At 56.8% G+C, this 18,031-nt stretch carries 23 protein-coding genes; 17 read left to right on the top strand and 6 right to left on the bottom strand.

Translation table 11 applies throughout. The annotated features are described in order from the left end of the window. Positions 1-17: 17 nt before the first annotated feature. The 8 genes from KZ772_RS08060 (at position 18) to KZ772_RS08025 (ending at position 4,278) form a co-directional block, all read left to right on the top strand. Positions 18-392, top strand: a complete 375-nt coding sequence (locus tag KZ772_RS08060) for a hypothetical protein (RefSeq protein WP_290539281.1) — start codon at positions 18-20, stop codon at positions 390-392. A 107-nt stretch (positions 393-499) separates the two neighbouring features. Beyond that, positions 500-925, top strand: coding sequence for a hypothetical protein (locus KZ772_RS08055; protein WP_290539280.1), 426 nt, complete (start codon positions 500-502; stop codon positions 923-925). Between the two features lie 65 nt (positions 926-990). Then, on the top strand, positions 991-1,434 hold the full coding sequence (locus KZ772_RS08050; RefSeq protein ID WP_290539279.1) for a hypothetical protein: 444 nt from the start codon (positions 991-993) through the stop codon (positions 1,432-1,434). A gap of 275 nt (positions 1,435-1,709) precedes the next feature. After that, complete coding sequence (locus KZ772_RS08045) at positions 1,710-2,174, top strand: hypothetical protein (RefSeq protein ID WP_290539278.1); 465 nt, start codon at positions 1,710-1,712, stop codon at positions 2,172-2,174. A 177-nt stretch (positions 2,175-2,351) separates the two neighbouring features. Continuing rightward, on the top strand, positions 2,352-2,720 hold the full coding sequence (locus KZ772_RS08040; RefSeq protein WP_290539277.1) for a hypothetical protein: 369 nt from the start codon (positions 2,352-2,354) through the stop codon (positions 2,718-2,720). A gap of 112 nt (positions 2,721-2,832) precedes the next feature. Continuing rightward, positions 2,833-3,369 carry a hypothetical protein gene (locus KZ772_RS08035; protein ID WP_290539276.1) on the top strand — a complete coding sequence of 179 codons (537 nt, stop codon included), beginning with the start codon at positions 2,833-2,835 and terminating at the stop codon, positions 3,367-3,369. Between the two features lie 167 nt (positions 3,370-3,536). After that, the gene (locus tag KZ772_RS08030) at positions 3,537-3,833 is read left to right on the top strand and encodes a hypothetical protein (RefSeq protein WP_290539275.1); all 297 of its coding nucleotides are present in this window, start codon (positions 3,537-3,539) and stop codon (positions 3,831-3,833) included. Positions 3,834-3,972: 139 nt separating this feature from the next. Then, complete coding sequence (locus KZ772_RS08025; RefSeq protein ID WP_290539274.1) at positions 3,973-4,278, top strand: hypothetical protein; 306 nt, start codon at positions 3,973-3,975, stop codon at positions 4,276-4,278. A gap of 57 nt (positions 4,279-4,335) precedes the next feature. On the opposite strand, the gene KZ772_RS08020 is transcribed toward KZ772_RS08025, so the two are convergent. Both KZ772_RS08020 and KZ772_RS08015 read right to left on the bottom strand, forming a co-directional pair. After that, entirely contained in the window at positions 4,336-4,965 is a 630-nt protein-coding gene (locus KZ772_RS08020) for an N-methyl-D-aspartate receptor NMDAR2C subunit (RefSeq protein ID WP_290539273.1), read from the bottom strand. Beyond that, entirely contained in the window at positions 4,962-5,423 is a 462-nt protein-coding gene (locus KZ772_RS08015; RefSeq protein WP_290539272.1) for a helix-turn-helix domain-containing protein, read from the bottom strand. The genes KZ772_RS08020 and KZ772_RS08015 overlap by 4 nt, the downstream gene beginning before the upstream one ends. Positions 5,424-5,581: 158 nt before the next feature. On the opposite strand from KZ772_RS08015, the gene KZ772_RS08010 reads away from it, so the two are divergent. Beyond that, positions 5,582-6,691: an NADH:flavin oxidoreductase gene (locus KZ772_RS08010; protein ID WP_290539271.1), complete on the top strand. Its 1,110-nt coding sequence runs from the start codon at positions 5,582-5,584 to the stop codon at positions 6,689-6,691. Between the two features lie 379 nt (positions 6,692-7,070). On the opposite strand, the gene KZ772_RS08005 is transcribed toward KZ772_RS08010, so the two are convergent. Further along, positions 7,071-8,369, bottom strand: coding sequence for an MFS transporter (locus tag KZ772_RS08005; RefSeq protein WP_062815900.1), 1,299 nt, complete (start codon positions 8,367-8,369; stop codon positions 7,071-7,073). A 296-nt stretch (positions 8,370-8,665) separates the two neighbouring features. Here KZ772_RS08005 and cyoA point away from each other — a divergent pair, with 296 nt between their 5' ends. From cyoA to KZ772_RS07965, 8 genes are all read left to right on the top strand, one after another. Then, positions 8,666-9,652, top strand: a complete 987-nt coding sequence (gene cyoA / locus KZ772_RS08000) for a ubiquinol oxidase subunit II (protein WP_290539270.1) — start codon at positions 8,666-8,668, stop codon at positions 9,650-9,652. Between the two features lie 38 nt (positions 9,653-9,690). Next, positions 9,691-11,691, top strand: a complete 2,001-nt coding sequence (cyoB, locus tag KZ772_RS07995) for a cytochrome o ubiquinol oxidase subunit I (protein ID WP_290539269.1) — start codon at positions 9,691-9,693, stop codon at positions 11,689-11,691. Further along, the gene (cyoC, locus tag KZ772_RS07990; RefSeq protein WP_290539268.1) at positions 11,684-12,319 is read left to right on the top strand and encodes a cytochrome o ubiquinol oxidase subunit III; all 636 of its coding nucleotides are present in this window, start codon (positions 11,684-11,686) and stop codon (positions 12,317-12,319) included. Before cyoB ends, cyoC begins: the two co-directional genes overlap by 8 nt. Next, entirely contained in the window at positions 12,316-12,672 is a 357-nt protein-coding gene (cyoD, locus tag KZ772_RS07985; protein WP_290539267.1) for a cytochrome o ubiquinol oxidase subunit IV, read from the top strand. Before cyoC ends, cyoD begins: the two co-directional genes overlap by 4 nt. Before the next feature lie 133 nt (positions 12,673-12,805). After that, a complete protein-coding gene (locus KZ772_RS07980) occupies positions 12,806-13,516 on the top strand; it encodes an SURF1 family protein (protein WP_290539266.1) in 711 nt (236 codons plus the stop codon). Positions 13,517-13,633: 117 nt separating this feature from the next. Beyond that, on the top strand, positions 13,634-14,962 hold the full coding sequence (locus tag KZ772_RS07975) for an ATP-binding protein (protein WP_290539265.1): 1,329 nt from the start codon (positions 13,634-13,636) through the stop codon (positions 14,960-14,962). A 3-nt stretch (positions 14,963-14,965) separates the two neighbouring features. Continuing rightward, positions 14,966-15,517 carry a response regulator transcription factor gene (locus KZ772_RS07970; protein WP_290539264.1) on the top strand — a complete coding sequence of 184 codons (552 nt, stop codon included), beginning with the start codon at positions 14,966-14,968 and terminating at the stop codon, positions 15,515-15,517. A gap of 137 nt (positions 15,518-15,654) precedes the next feature. Next, positions 15,655-16,077, top strand: coding sequence for a VOC family protein (locus KZ772_RS07965; protein ID WP_290539263.1), 423 nt, complete (start codon positions 15,655-15,657; stop codon positions 16,075-16,077). 168 nt (positions 16,078-16,245) lie between these two features. On the opposite strand, the gene KZ772_RS07960 is transcribed toward KZ772_RS07965, so the two are convergent. The 3 genes from KZ772_RS07960 to KZ772_RS07950 all read right to left on the bottom strand — a co-directional run bounded on the left by KZ772_RS07960 (position 16,246) and on the right by KZ772_RS07950 (position 17,955). Next, a complete protein-coding gene (locus KZ772_RS07960) occupies positions 16,246-16,587 on the bottom strand; it encodes a DUF3301 domain-containing protein (RefSeq protein WP_290539262.1) in 342 nt (113 codons plus the stop codon). Then, positions 16,584-17,150, bottom strand: coding sequence for a DUF1415 domain-containing protein (locus KZ772_RS07955; RefSeq protein WP_290539261.1), 567 nt, complete (start codon positions 17,148-17,150; stop codon positions 16,584-16,586). Before KZ772_RS07955 ends, KZ772_RS07960 begins: the two co-directional genes overlap by 4 nt. A gap of 346 nt (positions 17,151-17,496) precedes the next feature. Then, entirely contained in the window at positions 17,497-17,955 is a 459-nt protein-coding gene (locus KZ772_RS07950; RefSeq protein WP_290539260.1) for an MOSC domain-containing protein, read from the bottom strand. Positions 17,956-18,031: the final 76 nt, after the last annotated feature.

The raw sequence follows: 18,031 nt of genomic DNA, 5'->3' as shown, positions 1-18,031 counted from the left end.
GTTGTGTGTGAATAAGCATGGACTGGAGTGAAATGCCAGTTTTTCAAGGTGTCGATTTGAACGACTCCTTTATCCTTGGCTGGACTCAAGATAGTGGGAGGTTGGCATTCTATATCGAAGCCAGCATCTGGCCCGCGTCAAGGTACTACTCCACGCCAAAAGCGGGTGAGTACACCTGCTATCACAAGGCGGTCTTAGAGTTCGTTGGGTTCATCGAAATAATAGGCCTGCAGCCTATTGAGCTCACGCCATCATCAAAGGACCCGGACGGATCCAAGGATTATGGCAATATCGATTCACTGATGGCATCGGAAAGCGGGTTCAGACTAACAGGTGACTTTGGCGATATAAGTATCAAGGGTGGGGAGCTTCGGTTTGAAATTCACACATAACAATCGGCGGCAAGCGGATCAAATTTTCGCTCGTTCCTCGCTCCAATTTGCCTGCTGCGCCGGGCGTTAAGCGGGAAGAGATGGATCACACTAGATTCCAAGCATTGGTGAAGGAACTCTACTCCACCGTTCATAGGCTGGAGGAAATGTTTCCTGGCCGGCACTTCACCCCAGACGGCCATATGGTGGGGAGTATTGGGGAGTGCCTGGTAGCAGATGCTTTCGGACTAGAGCTAATGACCGCATCAAATAAGGGCTTCGATGCTCTTTCTGGCTGCGGCAAACAAGTCGAGATCAAGGCTACTCAGTCCAAGTCTGCTGCATTTCGCAGCGAGCCGGAGCATGCAATAGTCATTCAGATTGCCCCCGACGGGTCTTTTACAGAAATATTCAATGGTCCAGGCAGCGTCGTCTGGCAACAATTTGAGGGCAAGCCGCGCCCTTCAAATGGCCAGTACCAGATTTCCATAAATCGGCTCAAAAAGTTAAATGAGGCAATCCCAAATGATCAGAGAGTCAATAGGGTTGCTTAACAAGGCCAAGCAAGCAGGGACCCGCTAACGCGGGCCCCTGTTGGCAACGTTAGAGTAGAAAAGGTATGAGCGAAGAAAATATATACAAAGCACCTGGATCGAAAATAGTCAAAGATATAAGGGTGCCTTTTGCGATAAAGCTGTCATACCTTTTTGTTGGTTTGTTTGTAGTTATCGGTTTTCTCTGGAGTTTGCTGTCAGGGATGCTTTTTTTCGAAGATGAAGAGTTTGAAGTGTTTTTGCTTGTGATTTATTTGGTTCTTACATTGCTGATTGGGTGGTGGTTGTATAAACCAATAAGAGACCGAGATCCAAAAGCAAATACGTTTCCAATATTCTTAATGCTCATTGTGGGTGGGCTGCTGGCTTACGATATGTATAGTGGTGAGTTTATTTTTAACATTCTTGGTATACTTGATACATTTGAATTTTTGGTTTTGGTCTGTCTAGTCGTTACGTTAATTAGTAGCGATGGCAGAAAATGGTGTGGGAAAGAATCTAGCAAATAGACTAAATTGGAAATTTTTATAAAATTTTGAGCAGGTTCAAAAATGGGCTCAGGTCTTGCATTGTGCATTGGATGCAACATCAAGAACTGCCCCGGCATCCTTCAACAAGAGTGGTTACACAATGAAGTTGGCTATATAAAAATTCATAACATAGAAGCAGTGGGGTCAGGTCACCAGTTTCCCAAAGTGGACGTGCGGTGGGAGTTGTGAGGCCTGACTCAAATTCGGATTCTGGAAGATCATGACCGGACAGATGTATATCAGCGGGGGGTAAGATGAGGGCTATATCGTTTTTATTTGCAGTATTGATTTCGGGGTGTGCATCTGTGCCCTCAAGTTACAATCCAGATGATCTTCAATATCAAGATCTTGCGCATGTGAAGCAGTACAAGCCCTCTTGGGGTGAAGCCCAGCATAGAGCGACGATTGCAGCGGTTTATGATGATTCTAAAATCATGGTAATTGATAGCTCTTTTTGGGCAGGGGGGCATGCTTCAGTAAGCTTGGTGCCAGGGACGTACTTCTTTCTCTTTAAATGTGATAACGGATCAACTTATTCTTTTCCTCGAGCAAAGGTTGAGCTTGAAGAGAGCACTGAATATACAATGTTCTGTGAGCGTATTATTGAGGAGGATGCGCTTTTTGGGATAGACCAAATACGTGGAGTTATGGCTCGTGTCGTTAAGAGTAGCGAGTTTTCCCCAGAAATTATTAAGCATAAATACTTTAAGAAAGATTGATGAACGATTAATGGGGGGTTGCAACATTCAATTCCTGGCGCAGTGATGCGACAGAGCTTCTGAGCGAAATTAATTAACGATGAAAATTCGGTGTCAAATCTTGCTTTGCTCTTCAGGAGCCAAAATGGAAGTGCTTAACCCAGTCTCACCAATTCAATGCTGTTTTAGAGGAAGGTCATGGAGATCAAGCGATCGGTTGCAATACTGACGGCAGTTTTGGCGTTGCACTGGGTCTATATGACTTTTTTTTGTGAGTGGCAATTTTTTATTCTTGCATTGCTTTATGTGGCGTTGGCTTATGGTATCTATAAGGAAAGCAAGGCAGCCCGATATTTATCTCTGATGATTCTGCTGCTCCATCTCTTGTTCAATATATCCCTTATAGGGTTTGTATACTATCCAGTGAATGCGGGGTTGAGTGCGGCAGATCAAATTTTCTTGGTGGAGTTTGATCAAACAAGGTTTCTTGTTGAGGTTATTCCTCCTACGCTGTTTGCTTTCGCCGCTTTTTTTCTCTTGATGTTTTCCGCTGCTCGACGTTCTTAGAGAGCTTTCAAGGTTAGGTTTTTATGGCTGTCCTCGCCAATTTATTAAAAGAAGTAAGGCGAGGATAGATACTATTGGTGATGACGTTTTTTAAATAAGAGATATTCTTTAAATGATTAGAGGGCTTCCAATTGGTCTATTGGTGATATCTGCTGGCATGATTTCCCAGATGGGTTTCTTGTTGAATGCCGATGTCATTGGCGGTCACTATTTAACTATAATTGGCATCATTCTTGGCGTATCTGCAGGTTTATTTTTTCTTGTTTATCGGCGCCGGCGACTATTTAGGAAAATACATATTTTCCACAGTTCAAATAAGGTGCCTTGGTACAAGAAGCCGCCTAATCACTACATGGTATTCGCTTTATGCATATTGGGAGGAATGGTCTCAGTATCGTTAATCAACAATATGCCCGATACCGGGGATCAAAGAGTTGAGGTTTATAATGTCACTGGAATAGGCGAGCAGAGGGTGCGCTATGAGGTTTTCAAGTATTTGCGATTAAGTAATGGGTCAGAGACGATCACATATCGGCCCGTGGATAAACAAAATTTCACTCTTGGTGAAGAGGTTGAGGTTACGATCGAAAAAGGGCTGCTTGGCTTTTCACAGGTTCTCGATGCTAAGTCCACCAAACGACAGTGGTAAATGAGAGCACGATGCTGATATAGGGCCGGTTAATGGGGGCTGCTCTTGCATCGTTCACTTGATAGCAACATTCAAGGCGTGACCCAGGATGCCGAAGCTCGACTCCGAGAAGAGTAATGAAATATTTGCGCACCAGAATGGCGACGGATTGGAGTCGTAGGAAATCCTTGAAAATCTATATCTTGGATGCGTTGTTTTGGTTTGTTCCTCGCGCTAACCCTGGTTATGAAAAGAAAATGCATCTCCTTGCAGAGTGGCTGGTTGAGTTTGATGAAGAGGGCCTTCCATGGAGGGAGATTGGTTTGGATATGAATGGGCATCCTGTTCTGGCTGGCCCAAACGATGAATGCTATGGGTTCTGGCTCGATACGAATATGAGATTCGATGATTTCGACGGTGAGCCAGTTACAAAGGGTGAATTCGAGCGGCTTTGGTTGCTATCAGGTGTGAGCGTTTCTTCTTAGTCTTGGGGCATTGTGAGATCGTTTCTTGTATTGTAAAGCGCGGAATCTTGCAAGCAATCGGGGCAGGCCTCTCAATGCCCATCAGTCAGGGAAATAGGTGGCCCGGCCCTGCTGGCTAAATAAAGGTAGTGGTAATCATATGCACACGGTTTTTCTGTATTTTTTTGGAATGCTTTTCGCTTGGGGGTTGTTGGAGTTTCTGACGAGAAGCGGCCTGATGGCGTCTTCAAATGGAGCCTTGATGCTTGCTCTGGGCGTCATGCTGATCATCGTTAGTGTGGCTGATTGGCAGATGAATAGCCCCATGATCAATGCGAGGACGGGTGACCATGTGACACTAGACGATTACATTGAGATTAATGGAGTAGTGGTTGTATTTTCATTCTTAGTGTCAATTATTCTTGAAGTCAGAAAAAGACAGAGTGGGAAAGAAGAAAAGATGTGACTGGGGCTTGCCTCAGGACACGGTGGCAGGTCTTCTCTTTACCAAAGCGTGTGGCAATCAGTTCTCTGAAAGCTTCCCCAAAGCCCGGCTAAGGTTGTTGCGCGCTGAGTCTTCCAGTCGCTCCCTTAACCCAACCGTGTGATAAATCTTCCCTTGGTCCAGAAAGCTCTCTAGCACCGCGCTACGCCCCTTCCGAAACGCCGCTTCCGGCACAAACTCATATTCCTGCCAAATCCACCCTTCATACCGATCGTACAACTCAACATCTGCCCCAAGAATACTCAGGTCGATATCCTGCAGCAGCGCCATGTCCGGGTCCGTGGGTGGGTGCGGGTGGATGGTGGCCAGGATGAGTACGTGTACTCGGGCGCGCTGTTGGTCGGTCAGCGTGCTATCAGCAAAGTGCTGGGCAAACCAGTCTGCACTGCGAGCTTCGTTATCGCTGGCGCGGGGATCGTAGATTACATCATGGGCCCACAAGGCCAGTTCCAGGCTAAGCGGATCTGCGGCGAGGTGTCGGTAATGGTCCAGCCATCCCATGCAGGCGGCGACGTGGTCCAGGGTGTGGTAGTGGCGGTGGGGCTCGCTGTAGTGGTTGACCAGTTGTTGCCAGGTGGGCTCCGGGTCAGGCAGTAGCGGGGCGACGGCGGTGCGCCATCGTTGGTGCAGGGCGGACCCGGTGGTCATCCCGCTTCCTCCAGCGGCTTCCCATCTTCATCCACAAACCGCACATCCCGCACGGTGAGGGGCTGACCCTGCTGGTTCTGGACGGTAACCGGCGCCAGCGGCTCTCCGGTCTGGCGGTCCACCAGCTGCATGGTGTCTTTCTCGCCATTCCAGCGTTCGCTCCACTGGCGCAGGGCGGTGACTACCGTAAACAGGTCGCGGCCCTTGTCGGTGAGGCGGTATTCGTAGCGCTTGCCGTGCTCGCCCACGTCCACACGCACCATTACCCCGTTGTCCACCAGCCGGGTCAGGCGGTTGCAGAGGATGTTCTTGGCGATGCCCAGGTTGTGCTGGAAATCCACAAAGCGGCGGGTGCCCAGCATGGCCTGCTTAACCACCAACAGGGACCACCAGTCACCGACCTCATTGAGGGCGCAGGCCACCGAGCAGCCCATTTCATCGAAACGTTTACGTGTCATGGATGGCATTGTACGCCAGAAAGGTTGCATAACGAAACCAAATAAGGTTTTATTACGCAACCAAATTGAGGGCCGCCGATTGGTGGCCTCGCTGATTCTGTTGTTTTTTATCGCGCTCGCTTGAGCGCCAGAGTGAAACAAAATTCGGGAGAGTAACAATGAGTGGTTCCCTGGACAGTCTGCTGCGCCCTTTTGCGCACAAATCCCTGAACCTGCGTAACCGGGTGGCCATGGCCCCCATGACCCGCACCTTCTCGCCGGGCTATGTGCCCAATGACGAGGTGGTGGGGTACTACCGCCGCCGTGCCGAGGGTGAGGTGGGGCTGATCATCACCGAGGGCACCTTTGTGGGCCACAAGGCGGCCAACGGCTATGAGCGGGTGCCGGCCATTTATGGCGATGCCGCCATGGCGGGCTGGAAGAAGGTGGTGGATGCGGTCCACGAGGCTGGCGGCCAGATTATTCCGCAGCTGTGGCATGTGGGTTCGGTGCGCAAGCCGGGTATTGGTCCGGACAAGGACGTGCCCGGGCATTCGCCGTCCGGCCTGTTCAAGCCGGGCAAGGAAAATGGCCACGCCATGACCCATGAGGACATCCAGGACGTGGTGCAGGCGTTTGCTGACTCCGCCAGGGCCGCCAAAGCGGTGGGCTTTGACGGGGTAGAGATTCATGGTGCCCACGGCTATCTGCTGGACCAGTTCTTCTGGGAAGGCACCAACCAGCGCGATGACGAGTACGGTGGCTCCATCGAGAACCGCGCCCGCTTCGGCGTGGAGATCGTCAAGGCGGTCCGTGAAGCGGTAGGTGAGGAGTTCGCCATTGTGCTGCGCTTTTCCCAATGGAAGCAGCAGGATTACGACGCCAAGCTGGCCCAGAACCCGGAAGAGCTGGAGCGCTTCCTGATGCCGTTCGTGGACGCCGGCGTGGATATTTTCCATGCCTCCACGCGACGTTTCTGGCTGCCGGAGTTCGAGGGTTCCGATCTGAACCTGGCCGGCTGGACCAAGAAAATCACCGGCAAGCCCACTATTTCCGTGGGTAGTGTGGGTCTGGATGGGGATTTCCTGAACAGCCCGGAAGGCATGGGCGGCACCGCCAACCCGGCGGCCTTGGATGAGCTGACCCGGCGCATGGATAACGATGAATTCGACATGATCGCCGTGGGCCGGGCGCTGCTGCAGGACCCGAACTGGTTGGTGAAGGTGAAGGAAGGGCGTGAGGAAGAGATCGCGCCGTTTACCAAGAAGGCGTTGGGAAGTCTGAGCTGATAGCGGCTAGCTACTAGCTGCGAGGAAAAACGCGATCCGGGGTTTGTCGGGTCGGATAGCCAAGAGGCCGCGTCCAGATGTTGGACGCGGCCTCTTTTGTTTCGGGCCTTTCCGTAGGAGCGTCGCTGGCGGCGCGATAACCAACCCAGGAAGCGAGTGACGAGTTTCGAAGACCTGGCCTCTGGGTTGTTCAAGGTTTTGCCTTTCGAGCCTCGCTTCTCGTAACTCGCCACTGTTTTGATCGCGCCGCCAGCGACGCTCCTACGGATGGGGTGGTTATAAAGAGAGAGGCCGCACCTGGATTTCCGGGCGCGGCCTCTGAGGTTCAGCCAGCTTGAGCCTCAAACCGCGTTGCGGCTTGAGGCTTGTAGCTTGCAGCTTAGTCTTCGCTTTGATCCGACAAGGTCTGGTTCACCGCCAGGGCCAGCAGGGTGCAGATGACGCCGGAGAGCAGGTACACGGTCACCGACAGCAGGCCGAATTTGGCGGACAGGCCCAGGGCCACCAGCGGGGCGAAGGCGGCGCCGAACAGCCAGGCGAAGTCGGAAGTCAGGGCGGCACCGGTGTAGCGGAAGCGGCGCTCGAAGTTGGCGGTGACGGTGCCGGAGGCCTGGCCGTAGGAAATCCCCAGCAGGGCAAAGCCGAGCAGGATGAAGGTGTCCTGCATGGCCGGGCTGCCCCCCATCAATAGCGGGGTGAGCAGGCTGAAGACGCCGATCACCGCCGCCAGGGCGCCCACGGTGGTGCGCTTGCCGATGCGCGCGGCGATCCAGCCGGAGCCGATGGTGGCAATAATGCCGACGATGCCGCCGACGATCTGCACGGTCAGCACCTGGCCGGTGGTCTGGCTGCCCTGCAGGGCGATCCAGGACAGCGGGAAGATGGTCACCAAGTGGAAAAGGGCATAGCTGGCCAGGGCGGCGAAGGAGCCGATAAAGATGTTGTAGCCCTGCTTGCGCACCATCTCGGTGGTGCCGATGGGCTCCAGCTCGCTTTCTTCCAGGGCTTCGGTGTATTCCTCGGTGAGCACTAGACGCAGGCGGGCGAACAGGGCGACCACGTTGATGGCGAAGGCCACGAAGAACGGGTAACGCCAGCCCCAGCCCAGGAAATCCGGGGCGCTCAGGCTGTTATAGAGAAACAGGAACAGGGCGCTGGCAATGACGAAGCCCAGCGGGGCGCCCAGCTGCCCGATCATGGCGTACCAGCTACGCTTTTCCTTTGGCGCGTTCAGGGCCAGCAGCGACGGCAGACCATCCCAGGAGCCGCCGAAAGCCACCCCCTGCATGATGCGGAACAGGGCCAGCAGGGTAATGGCGTAGCCACCCAGCTTCTCGTACCCGGGCAGGAAGGCGATGCCGGCGGTGGCGGTGCCCAGCAGGAACAGGGCGGCGGTGAGTTTGATGCCGCGACCCCAATGACGCTGGATGGTCATGAACAGGGCGGTACCGAAGGGCCTGGCCACAAACGCCAGGGCAAACAGGGAGAAGGAATAGAGCATGCCCTGTAGCGGATCGGCGAAGGGGAAGAATACCTGCGGGAAGATCAGTACCGAGGCGATGCCGTAGACAAAGAAGTCGAAGTATTCGGAAGTCCGGCCGATGACCACACCGACGGCGATTTCATTGGGCGCCACCGGGGCATGACTGGAACCGTGGGACTGCTGGGGTTGGGACATGTTGTGCGCTCGAATTTCGTGTTATTGGGCTGGCTGGGGAGTGGCAAGTTGCAAGTTTCAAGTTGCAACGCGGTCAGGTTTGGTCGGTGTGGCGATTCCGTGCCCGCGCCCAACGGTAATGCGCGGGCGCGGCCGAGCAGGGCCTGAAGGCCGTCATCGCGCCTTGCGCCTTGAAACTTGTAACTTGCCACTCATCCCCTAGCACTTTAAGGCCATGGGACAAAATGTCCAATACCCGCTCCCCATTGCCTTGGCTAGAGTTCCCCTATCCCATAAGCCAACCAGAATAGCCGCCAATGCAAATATTCAAATACTTGCGTGGAGTGTCGCTGACGTTGCTTGTCGCTGCCCTGCTGTCGGGTTGCGATGCAGTCGTGATGTCCCCCTCTGGTGATGTGGCAGTGCAACAGCGGGACCTGATTGTCTGGTCCACCATCCTGATGCTGCTGGTCATCGTTCCTGTCATCGTGCTGACGCTGTGGTTCGCCTGGCGTTACCGCGAATCCAACACCGACGCCACCTACAAGCCGGACTGGACTCATTCCACCGTGCTGGAACTGGTGATCTGGGCGGTGCCGCTGCTGATCATCATCGCCCTGGGGGCGATGACCTGGGTGTATACCCACAAGCTGGACCCTTACCGGCCGCTGGATCGTATTGATGCCAGCACCCCGGTGCCGGCGGACCTGGAGCCGCTCACTGTGGAAGTGGTGGCGCTGGACTGGAAATGGCTGTTCATCTACCCGGAGCAGGGCATCGCCACGGTGAATGAGCTGGCGGCGCCGGTGGATCACCCGATCCGCTTCAAGATCACCGCGTCCACCATGATGAACTCCTTCTTCATCCCCGCCATGGCCGGGCAGATCTACGCCATGGCCGGCATGGAGACCAAGCTGCACGGCGTGATCAACGAGCCGGGCGTCTACCAGGGCTTGTCCGCCAACTACAGCGGTGCCGGCTACTCGCACATGAAATTCCAGTTCCACGGCCTCAGCGAGGCGGACTTTCAGGCCTGGGTGGACAAGAACAAGGCCAGCGGCAACACCCTTAGCCGTGAGGTCTACAAGGAGCTGGAAGTGCCCAGCATCAAGGACCCGGTGAAACGCTACGCCAGCGTCGATCCGACCCTGTACCACGCCATCCTCAACCGCTGCGTGGACCCGGGCACCGTGTGCATGGAAGACATGATGTACCACAGCGGCCATGGCAAGCAGGATGCGGATTCCGCTGAAGGGCACGATGCCCACGCCGGCCATGACGCGCATGGAGGCCACCATGAATAAGTGTGTTCCCCTGAATTCAGCTGTAGCAGGTGTCGCCCATGTTTGAAAACCTGGACCTGACCAAACTCATATTCGGACGTCTGACCTGGGACGCGATTCCGTTCCATGATCCGATCATTCTCGCTACCTTTGCCGTGGTGGCAGTGGGTGGGGTGGCCATGCTGGTGGCGATTACCCGCTACAAGCTGTGGGGCTACCTGTGGAACGAGTGGTTTACCTCCATCGACCACAAGAAGATCGGCATCATGTACATCATCCTTGGCCTGGTGATGCTGCTGCGCGGCTTTGCCGATGCCATCATGATGCGCCTGCAGCAGGCCTTCGCCTTCGGCGACAACATGGGCTACCTGCCGCCGGATCACTACGACCAGATCTTCACCGCCCACGGCGTGATCATGATCTTCTTCGTGGCCATGCCGCTGGTGACCGGGATCATGAACTACCTGATCCCGCTGCAGATCGGCACCCGCGATGTGGCCTTCCCGTTCCTGAACAACTTCAGCTTCTGGATGACCACCGGTGGCGCGGTGCTGATGATGATGTCCCTGTTCGTGGGCGAGTTCGCCAAGACCGGCTGGCTGGCCTATCCGCCTTTGTCGGGGATATTGCAGAGTCCCGGTGTCGGGGTGGACTACTACATCTGGTCGTTGCAGATCGCCGGGGTGGGGACGCTGCTATCGGGGATCAACCTGCTGGTGACCATCGTCAAGATGCGCGCCCCGGGCATGAGCCTGATGAAGATGCCGGTGTTCACCTGGACCTCCCTGTGTACCAACGTGCTGATCGTGGCCGCCTTCCCGGTACTGACCGCCGTGCTGGCCATGCTGACCCTGGATCGTTATCTGGGCACCGCCTTCTTCACCAACGACATGGGCGGCAACGCCATGATGTACGTGAACCTGATCTGGATCTGGGGTCACCCGGAGGTGTACATCCTGATCCTGCCGGTGTTCGGTATCTTCTCCGAGATCGTGGCCACCTACAGCCGCAAGCCGCTGTTCGGTTACACCTCCATGGTCTATGCCACCGTGGTGATCACCGTGCTGTCCTACCTGGTATGGCTGCACCACTTCTTCACCATGGGTTCCGGGGCCAGCGTGAACTCGTTCTTCGGGATCACCACCATGATCATCTCGATCCCCACCGGGGCCAAGGTGTTCAACTGGCTGTTCACCATGTTCCGTGGCCGCATCAAGTTCGATGTGCCCATGCTGTGGACCGTGGGCTTCATGGTCACCTTCGTGATCGGCGGCATGACCGGGGTGTTGCTGGCGGTGCCGCCGGCGGACTTCGTTTTGCATAACAGCCTGTTCCTGATCGCCCACTTCCATAACGTGATCATCGGTGGCGTGCTGTTCGGTCTGTTCGCCGGTATCACCTACTGGTTCCCGAAAGCCACCGGCTACAAGCTGGATGAGTTCTGGGGCAAGCTGTCGTTCTGGTTCTGGCTGATCGGTTTCTACTTCGCCTTCATGCCGCTGTACGTGCTCGGCCTGATGGGCGTGACCCGTCGTGTCAGCCACTTCGAGGATCAGTCCCTGCAGATCTGGTTCCAGATCGCTGCCTTCGGGGCCGTGCTGATCGCCGTGGGCATTGCTGCTTTCGCGATCCAGCTGATTGTCAGCTTCCGTCGTCGCGAGGCGCTGGTGGACAAGACCGGCGATCCTTGGGATGGCCGTACCCTGGAGTGGTCCACCTCTTCGCCGCCGCCGCCGTACAACTTTGCCTTCACCCCGCGTGTGCACGACCTGGACGCCTGGTGGCAGATGAAACAGCACGGCTTCAAGCGCCCGGAATCCGGCTTTATCCCGATCCACATGCCCAAGGGCACCTGGGCAGGCATCGTGCTGTCGGCGATCAGTGTGGCCTGTGGTTTCGCCCTGATCTGGCACATGTGGCTGGCCGCTGCCGTGTCCTTTGTGGTGCTGGTGGCCACGGCCATCTACCACACCTTCAATTACGACCGTGACTACTACATTCCCGCCGAGGAAGTAGAACGGATTGAGGCCGAACGAACCAAGGTGCTTGCCAATGTCTGAAGCAACCATGACCGCTGACGTGAAAACGCAGGACGGCCCGCTGGAGTTCCTGGTGAAGGGGGATCACCACCCCCAGAACGGCACCCTGCTGGGTTTCTGGCTCTACCTGATGAGCGACTGCCTGATCTTTGCCTGTCTGTTCGCCACCTACGGCGTGCTGGCGCGCAGCTATGCCGGTGGTCCCACCGGCATGGAAGTGTTCGATCTGTCGCTGGTGGCCATCAACACCTCCATGCTGCTGTTGTCCTCCATCACCTATGGCTTTGCGATGCTGGAGATGCAGGCCAATCGCCTGAAGGGCACGCTGATCTGGCTGGCCGTCACCGGCCTGCTGGGCGCCGGCTTCCTGGCGGTGGAACTGTATGAGTTCTATCACCTGATCCATATCGGCGCGACGCCGCAGAGCAGTGGCTTCCTGACCGCCTTCTTTGCGCTGGTCGGCACCCACGGCCTGCACGTGCTGTTCGGTATCGTGTGGCTGGTGACCTTGCTGTTCCAGCTCAAGAAGCATGGCCTGATCCCCGCCAACAAGCGCCGGGTGTTCTGCCTGTCCATGTTCTGGCACTTCCTGGACGTGGTCTGGGTGGGTGTCTTTACCTATGTCTATCTGATGGGAGTGCTGCCATGAGTGAGCATACACACGACCACGATCATCACGAGGCGGAAGGCCCCCACGTTACCCTGAAGGAATACGTGACCGGCTTTGTGCTGGCGGTGATTCTCACCGTGATCCCGTTCTGGGTGGTAATGGGCAATGTGTTTGAAAGCTCCACCACCACGGCGCTGGTAATCCTGGCCTTCATGGTGGTGCAGATCTTCGTGCACATGGTGTACTTCCTGCACATGAACTTCCATTCGGAAGGAGGCTGGAACATGCTGGCGCTGATCTTCACCCTGGTGCTGGTGTTCATCACCCTGGCTGGTTCCCTGTGGGTGATGATCAGCCTGAACAACAACATGATGCCGGGCATGATGGGGTAGCACGGGCAGTCCACGAAACCCGGCCACTGTAGGAGCTTGCCTGCAAGCGAATCTGATCCTCGAAGAGAGGCAAAAATTCGGCTGCAGGCAGCCTCCTACAGATTTTTTCTCCCTCGTTTGAAGAGGCATTCCCATGGCTCGTCGGCGTCTTCTTTCTTTCCTGTTTCTGCTGCTCTGTGTGGCGGCCTTTGCCGGCTTTATTGCCCTGGGTGTCTGGCAGGTACAGCGGCTGGCCTGGAAAGAGGACCTGATTGCCCGGGTGGATGCCCGCGTCCATGCTGACCCGGTGACCGCGCCTGCACAGGGCGACTGGGCAACCGTGAATAAAGCCACCCACGAATATCTGCGCGTTAAGCTACCGGGGCAGTATCTACCCGAGGGGATCTCGCTGGTGGCCGCGGCCACGGAAGAAGGGCAGGGCTACTGGGTGATGGTGCCCTTGCAGCGGGCGAATGGCAACTGGGTCTATATCAACCGGGGCTTCGTTCCCCAGCGCCTGCGTGAGCAGGCCGGTCGGGGAGACTTTACCCCGGACGGTGAGGTCTCCGTCACCGGCTTGCTGCGCCTTAACGAACCGGGCGGCGGTGTGCTGCGTGATAATGTGCCCACCGAGAACCGCTGGTATTCCCGCGATGTGCTGGCCATGGCCGAGCAGCACGGGCTGGCACCGGTGGCGCCGTTCTTCATTGATGCGGATGCCAGCGAACAACCAGGGCCGGTGGGTGGGCTGACGGTCATCCGCTTCCCCAATAACCATCTGGTTTACGCCATCACCTGGTTTGCCCTGGCGTTGGGTATGATCCTGGCAGCCTGGCTGGTGGTACGCGAACAGCGCAAGCGCTGAAGCCGTTTTTTGTAGGAGCTATGCTTGCATGGCGAACCCGCTCTCGCCCTGGCGGCCATCATGCCCGGTCCATAACCTCCTCACACCTTCACGCCGAAGTCGGTAAACTGACTCTCCATGGAAAAACTGACAATGACAGCCCCCGCCGGCACCCGGCCCCTGGCGGCCATCCGCCGTTCCAGTGAAGACGTGGCCGGCCGCAAGAACCTGCAGCTGCTGATTCAGCTACGCTGGATCGCCATGGGCGGTCAGCTGGCCACCATCCTGCTGGTGCACTTCGGGTTCGGTATTACCTTGCCGCTGGGGCAGATGCTGGTGGTGTTGTTCGGCCTGCTGCTGCTCAACGCGGTCAGTCTACTGCGCCTGAAACTGCCGAAAAGCATCGGCAATACCGAGTTGTTCCTGTCGTTGCTGATCGACGTGGCCACTCTGACCATCCTGCTCTATCTCAGCGGCGGGGCCACCAACCCCTTCGTGTTTCTCTACCTGCTGCAGGTGATCCTCGGCGCCGTGCTGCTCAAGGTGTGGTCCACCTGGGTGATCCTGATCACCACCACCCTGTGCTTTGCCTGGCTGGCCTGGTCCGGCAAGCCGTTGCCCTTGCCGCTGGATCATTCCCGGGGGCTGTTCAGCCTGTATATCGAAGGGATGATCATCTGTTTCGTGCTCAACGGTGTGCTGCTGGTGATCTTCATCAATCGCATCACCCGCAACCGCCGCCAGCGCGACGAGCACCTGGCGGAATTGCGTCAGCGGGCCGCGGAGGAAGAACATATCGTGCGCATGGGGCTGCTGGCCTCCGGCGCCGCCCACGAGCTGGGCACGCCGCTGGCCACCCTGTCGGTAATTCTCGGTGACTGGCGCCACATGGAGCCGTTCAAATCCGACCCGGACATGGCCCAGGAAATCGGCGAGATGCAGACCCAGGTGCTGCGTTGCAAATCCATCGTCAGCGGTATTCTGCTGTCCGCCGGCGAGGCCCGGGGCGAGTCGTCGGAAGAAACCACCGCCCGGGAATTCCTGGATGACCTGGTGGCGGAATGGCGGGAAACCCGGCCGGTGAAGGATTTCATTTACCTGAATGATTTTGGTCAGGACCTGAGCATCGTTTCCGACTCGGCCCTGAAGCAGAGCATCCATAACGTGCTTGATAATGCCCTGGAGGCATCGCCGCAATGGGTGCGCCTGGATGTGCATCGCCATGACGATAACCTGGTGATCTCGGTGACCGACCGGGGCCCCGGTTTTCCGCCGGCCATGCTGGAAAGTCTGGGTCGCCCCTATCAGTCCAGCAAGGGACGACCGGGCAGCGGCCTGGGCCTGTTCCTGGTGATGAATGTGCTGCGCACCCTGGGCGGCAATCTGCGCGCCCGTAATCTGGTGCAGGGCGGTGCCGTGGTGATGCTGTCGTTACCCCTGTCCGCCGTCACGCTGGAAGAGGAATAAGTTGTGAGTGAGGTTGATCAACAGACAGAGCGGTTGCTGCTGATCGTGGAAGACGATGAGGCCTTTGCCCGTACTCTGAGTCGTTCCTTTGAACGGCGCGGGTATACCGTGATCCATGCCGCCGGCATGGAAGACATGGAGGCGCTGCTGGAGGAGCACGATCCGGGCTATGCGGTGGTGGATCTGAAGCTGAAGGGCGATGCCTCCGGTCTGGCCTGTGTGCAGACTCTCAACCAGCATAACGAGGATATGCTGATCGTGGTACTCACCGGTTACGCCAGTATTGCCACGGCGGTGGAAGCGGTGAAGCTGGGGGCCTGCCATTACCTGGCCAAGCCGTCCAATACCGACGATATTGAAGCCGCCTTCCTGCGTGCCGAAGGGGATGTGGATGTGGCCCTGACCGCCCGGGAAACCGACCTGAAAACCCTGGAATGGGAACGCATCCACGAAACCCTGGCGGAAACCGGATTTAATATCTCGGAAACCGCCCGGCGTCTGGGTATGCACCGCCGCACCCTGGCCAGGAAGCTGGGCAAGCAACGGGTGAAGTAAGGCAGTTAACAGTTAACAGTGAATAGTTAACAGCTAACCAGAACGCCGATGCTCCTTATAAAACGTGGGCGCCTGTCGAAAAACGGGCACCCCAATCGATTAGCTATGGAAAGCCAATCCCTTCAAGGAGAGAAACCATGTCTGAAGTCCGTCTCAATCCGTACCTGAATTTCCAGGGAAATTGCCGGGAAGCCTTTGATTTTTATGCCAGTGTGCTCAAGGCTGAGATCAGTTTTCTGATCACCATGGGCGAATCGCCCATGGCCAGTGAGGTGCCCCCCGAGTGCCATAACAACATCTGCCATGTGTGCCTGAAAGGGGAGGGCATCGTGCTGATGGGCTCGGACTGTCCGCCGGATGTGTATGAAAAGCCGCAAGGCACCATCATCAATGTGCAGGCGGAAACCGCAGAGCGGGCGGAGAAAATCTTTGCTGCCTTGAGCGACGGGGGTGAAATCCGCATGCCCATGGAAGAAACCTTCTGGGCCAAGCGTTTCGGTATGTGCACTGATCGGTTCGGGGTGCCCTGGATGGTCAACTGCGATAAACCCATGCCGTAGCCGCGTCGCTGGCGGCGCGATAAAGCAGTCGCAAGCTTCAAGCTGCAAGGCGCGGTCAATGCATTGCCAGAATCAAAGGCCGTGCCCGCGATTACCGGATCAGCGCGGTGCCCATATCTTGCCGGTAGCTACTGCCTTTACGTGCGTTGAGGCCTGTCGCTTGTCGCGTCAGTGCAGTTGTTCCGGATCCGGGATGTAGCGGTGGGGCGGTAGTTCCACCCGTTGCACCTGGCCGCCCTGCACATAGGTGTGGCCGGGGTAGCGCTCTCCGCCGGTGACGGTGAATTCGAAACGGTAAATACGTGTGATGCGCCGTTTGCCGTGGCGATCCTTTTCCAGGGTGAGTTTTTCCAGCCCCACGGTATCATCCAGAAACTCCACCGCTTCCCGTTGGCAAAAGCGCCGGGTGTAGATCAGCGCCCGTTCGCGGATGCCGTGGGAGCGCCAGAACAGGGCGGCAATCACCACCACCGCAGTGACCAGGCCGATATCCGTCAGATCCAGATTCACGGTGCGCCTCCGGGGCGCTGGCCAAACAGGCTTTGCCACTGGTCATCGCTGAGGCCGTTGAGGGTGGCGATGTTGCGCTCGGGAATCTGCTCCGGGTCCGGGTAGCTGGCCAGGCCCCGGTTCAGGCTGGCTTCACGGAGGATATGCAGGATCGGGTAGGGCGCCCGGTTGGTGTAGTTCTCCCGATCGTCTACCTCCGTGTCGGCAAACTGATAGGCAGGATGAAAGCTGGCAATCTGATAGGTGCCTTCCCAGCCCTGCTGTTCCAGCAGGCCGTCGGCCAGATCGAGCATGTCGTTGTAGTCGAGAAAATCCTCCAGCTGATCGGGAATGATCAGCAGGGTAGTGTCGATCTGCTCGGCGGGGGTGTTATCCAGCCGCACCAGCTCGTCATACAAATCGGTCAGCAGGGTTTCCACATTGCGGCTGTCGCTGACGGCAAAGTGAACCTGGCCGGCACCGAGAGGCTTGCGGGCAAAGGGACACAGGTTCAGGCCGACGACGATCTGTTCCAGCCACTGGCGGGTTTGTGCGATGACGGTGTCGGAAGAAGGCATGCTCATTGGGCTGTTCTGTTCATAGGGGCATTGGGTAGGGGCTGTAAAAGGGCGAGGGTAGCATGGATTCACACGCCCGGAGGAAAAGATAACCTACTTCGAAGTCCGCCGTAGGAGCGTCGCTGGCGGCGCGATCAAAGGCGTTTAAAGACTGGAATATCACCGCAGAGGGCACAGAGCACACAGAGGAAAGACCTTCTCTCTCGGTGATCTCTGTGCCCTCTGTGGATCAAATGCTTTTGATCATGGTCTGGAATCGCGCCGCCAGCGACGCTCCTACGGCGGGGGTAGATCAGTTTGTCTTAGGGCGGAAATTGCCGCGGGCAATCTCCTCCGATGCTGCGGTGCAGGCTCAGCCTTCCGGCGTCACAATCTGATCGCCCACCCGAACCACGCCGCTGGACAGGATTTCACAACGCAGGCCGCCTCGTCCCAGAAGGGCCTTTACCACCTGGGGTGGGGTCAGATCGCCGGCCAGCAACTTGCCCACCACGGAGCAGGGCTCGCACAGTTCGATGCCGCGCAGGCGGATGTTGCCGAGCAGAAACTCCCGGCCCTCCAGAGCATTCAGGTCCACCCCTTCGGTGAGTACATTGCGACGCAGGGTGTGTGGCTCAACCTGCTGCTGATAATCGCGGTTGAAGGCGGCGATGGCTTCGGATTCGATCAGGGTGATCTGTTCGGCCGGTTGCGCATTGCGTTTGTAATGCCGGTCACCAACGATGCCGCATCCGGCGCGCAATTGCACAGCGGGCTGGCTTTCAACCGGGCCGCGGGATTCGCTGGCGGTGTAAAGGGCGAGGATCTTCATGGGGCTCCTGGGGTGACGCAGGACGTTAAAGCGCGCAAAAACCGAAGCGCCAGTTTAGCAGTTTCCCCCGGGTTTT

Source organism: Alcanivorax sp. (genome assembly GCF_019431375.1).
In the GTDB taxonomy this organism is placed as follows: domain Bacteria; phylum Pseudomonadota; class Gammaproteobacteria; order Pseudomonadales; family Alcanivoracaceae; genus Alcanivorax; species Alcanivorax jadensis_A.
Note: the sequence above shows the minus strand (reverse complement) of the source record. Positions and strands in the feature narration are given on the sequence as shown.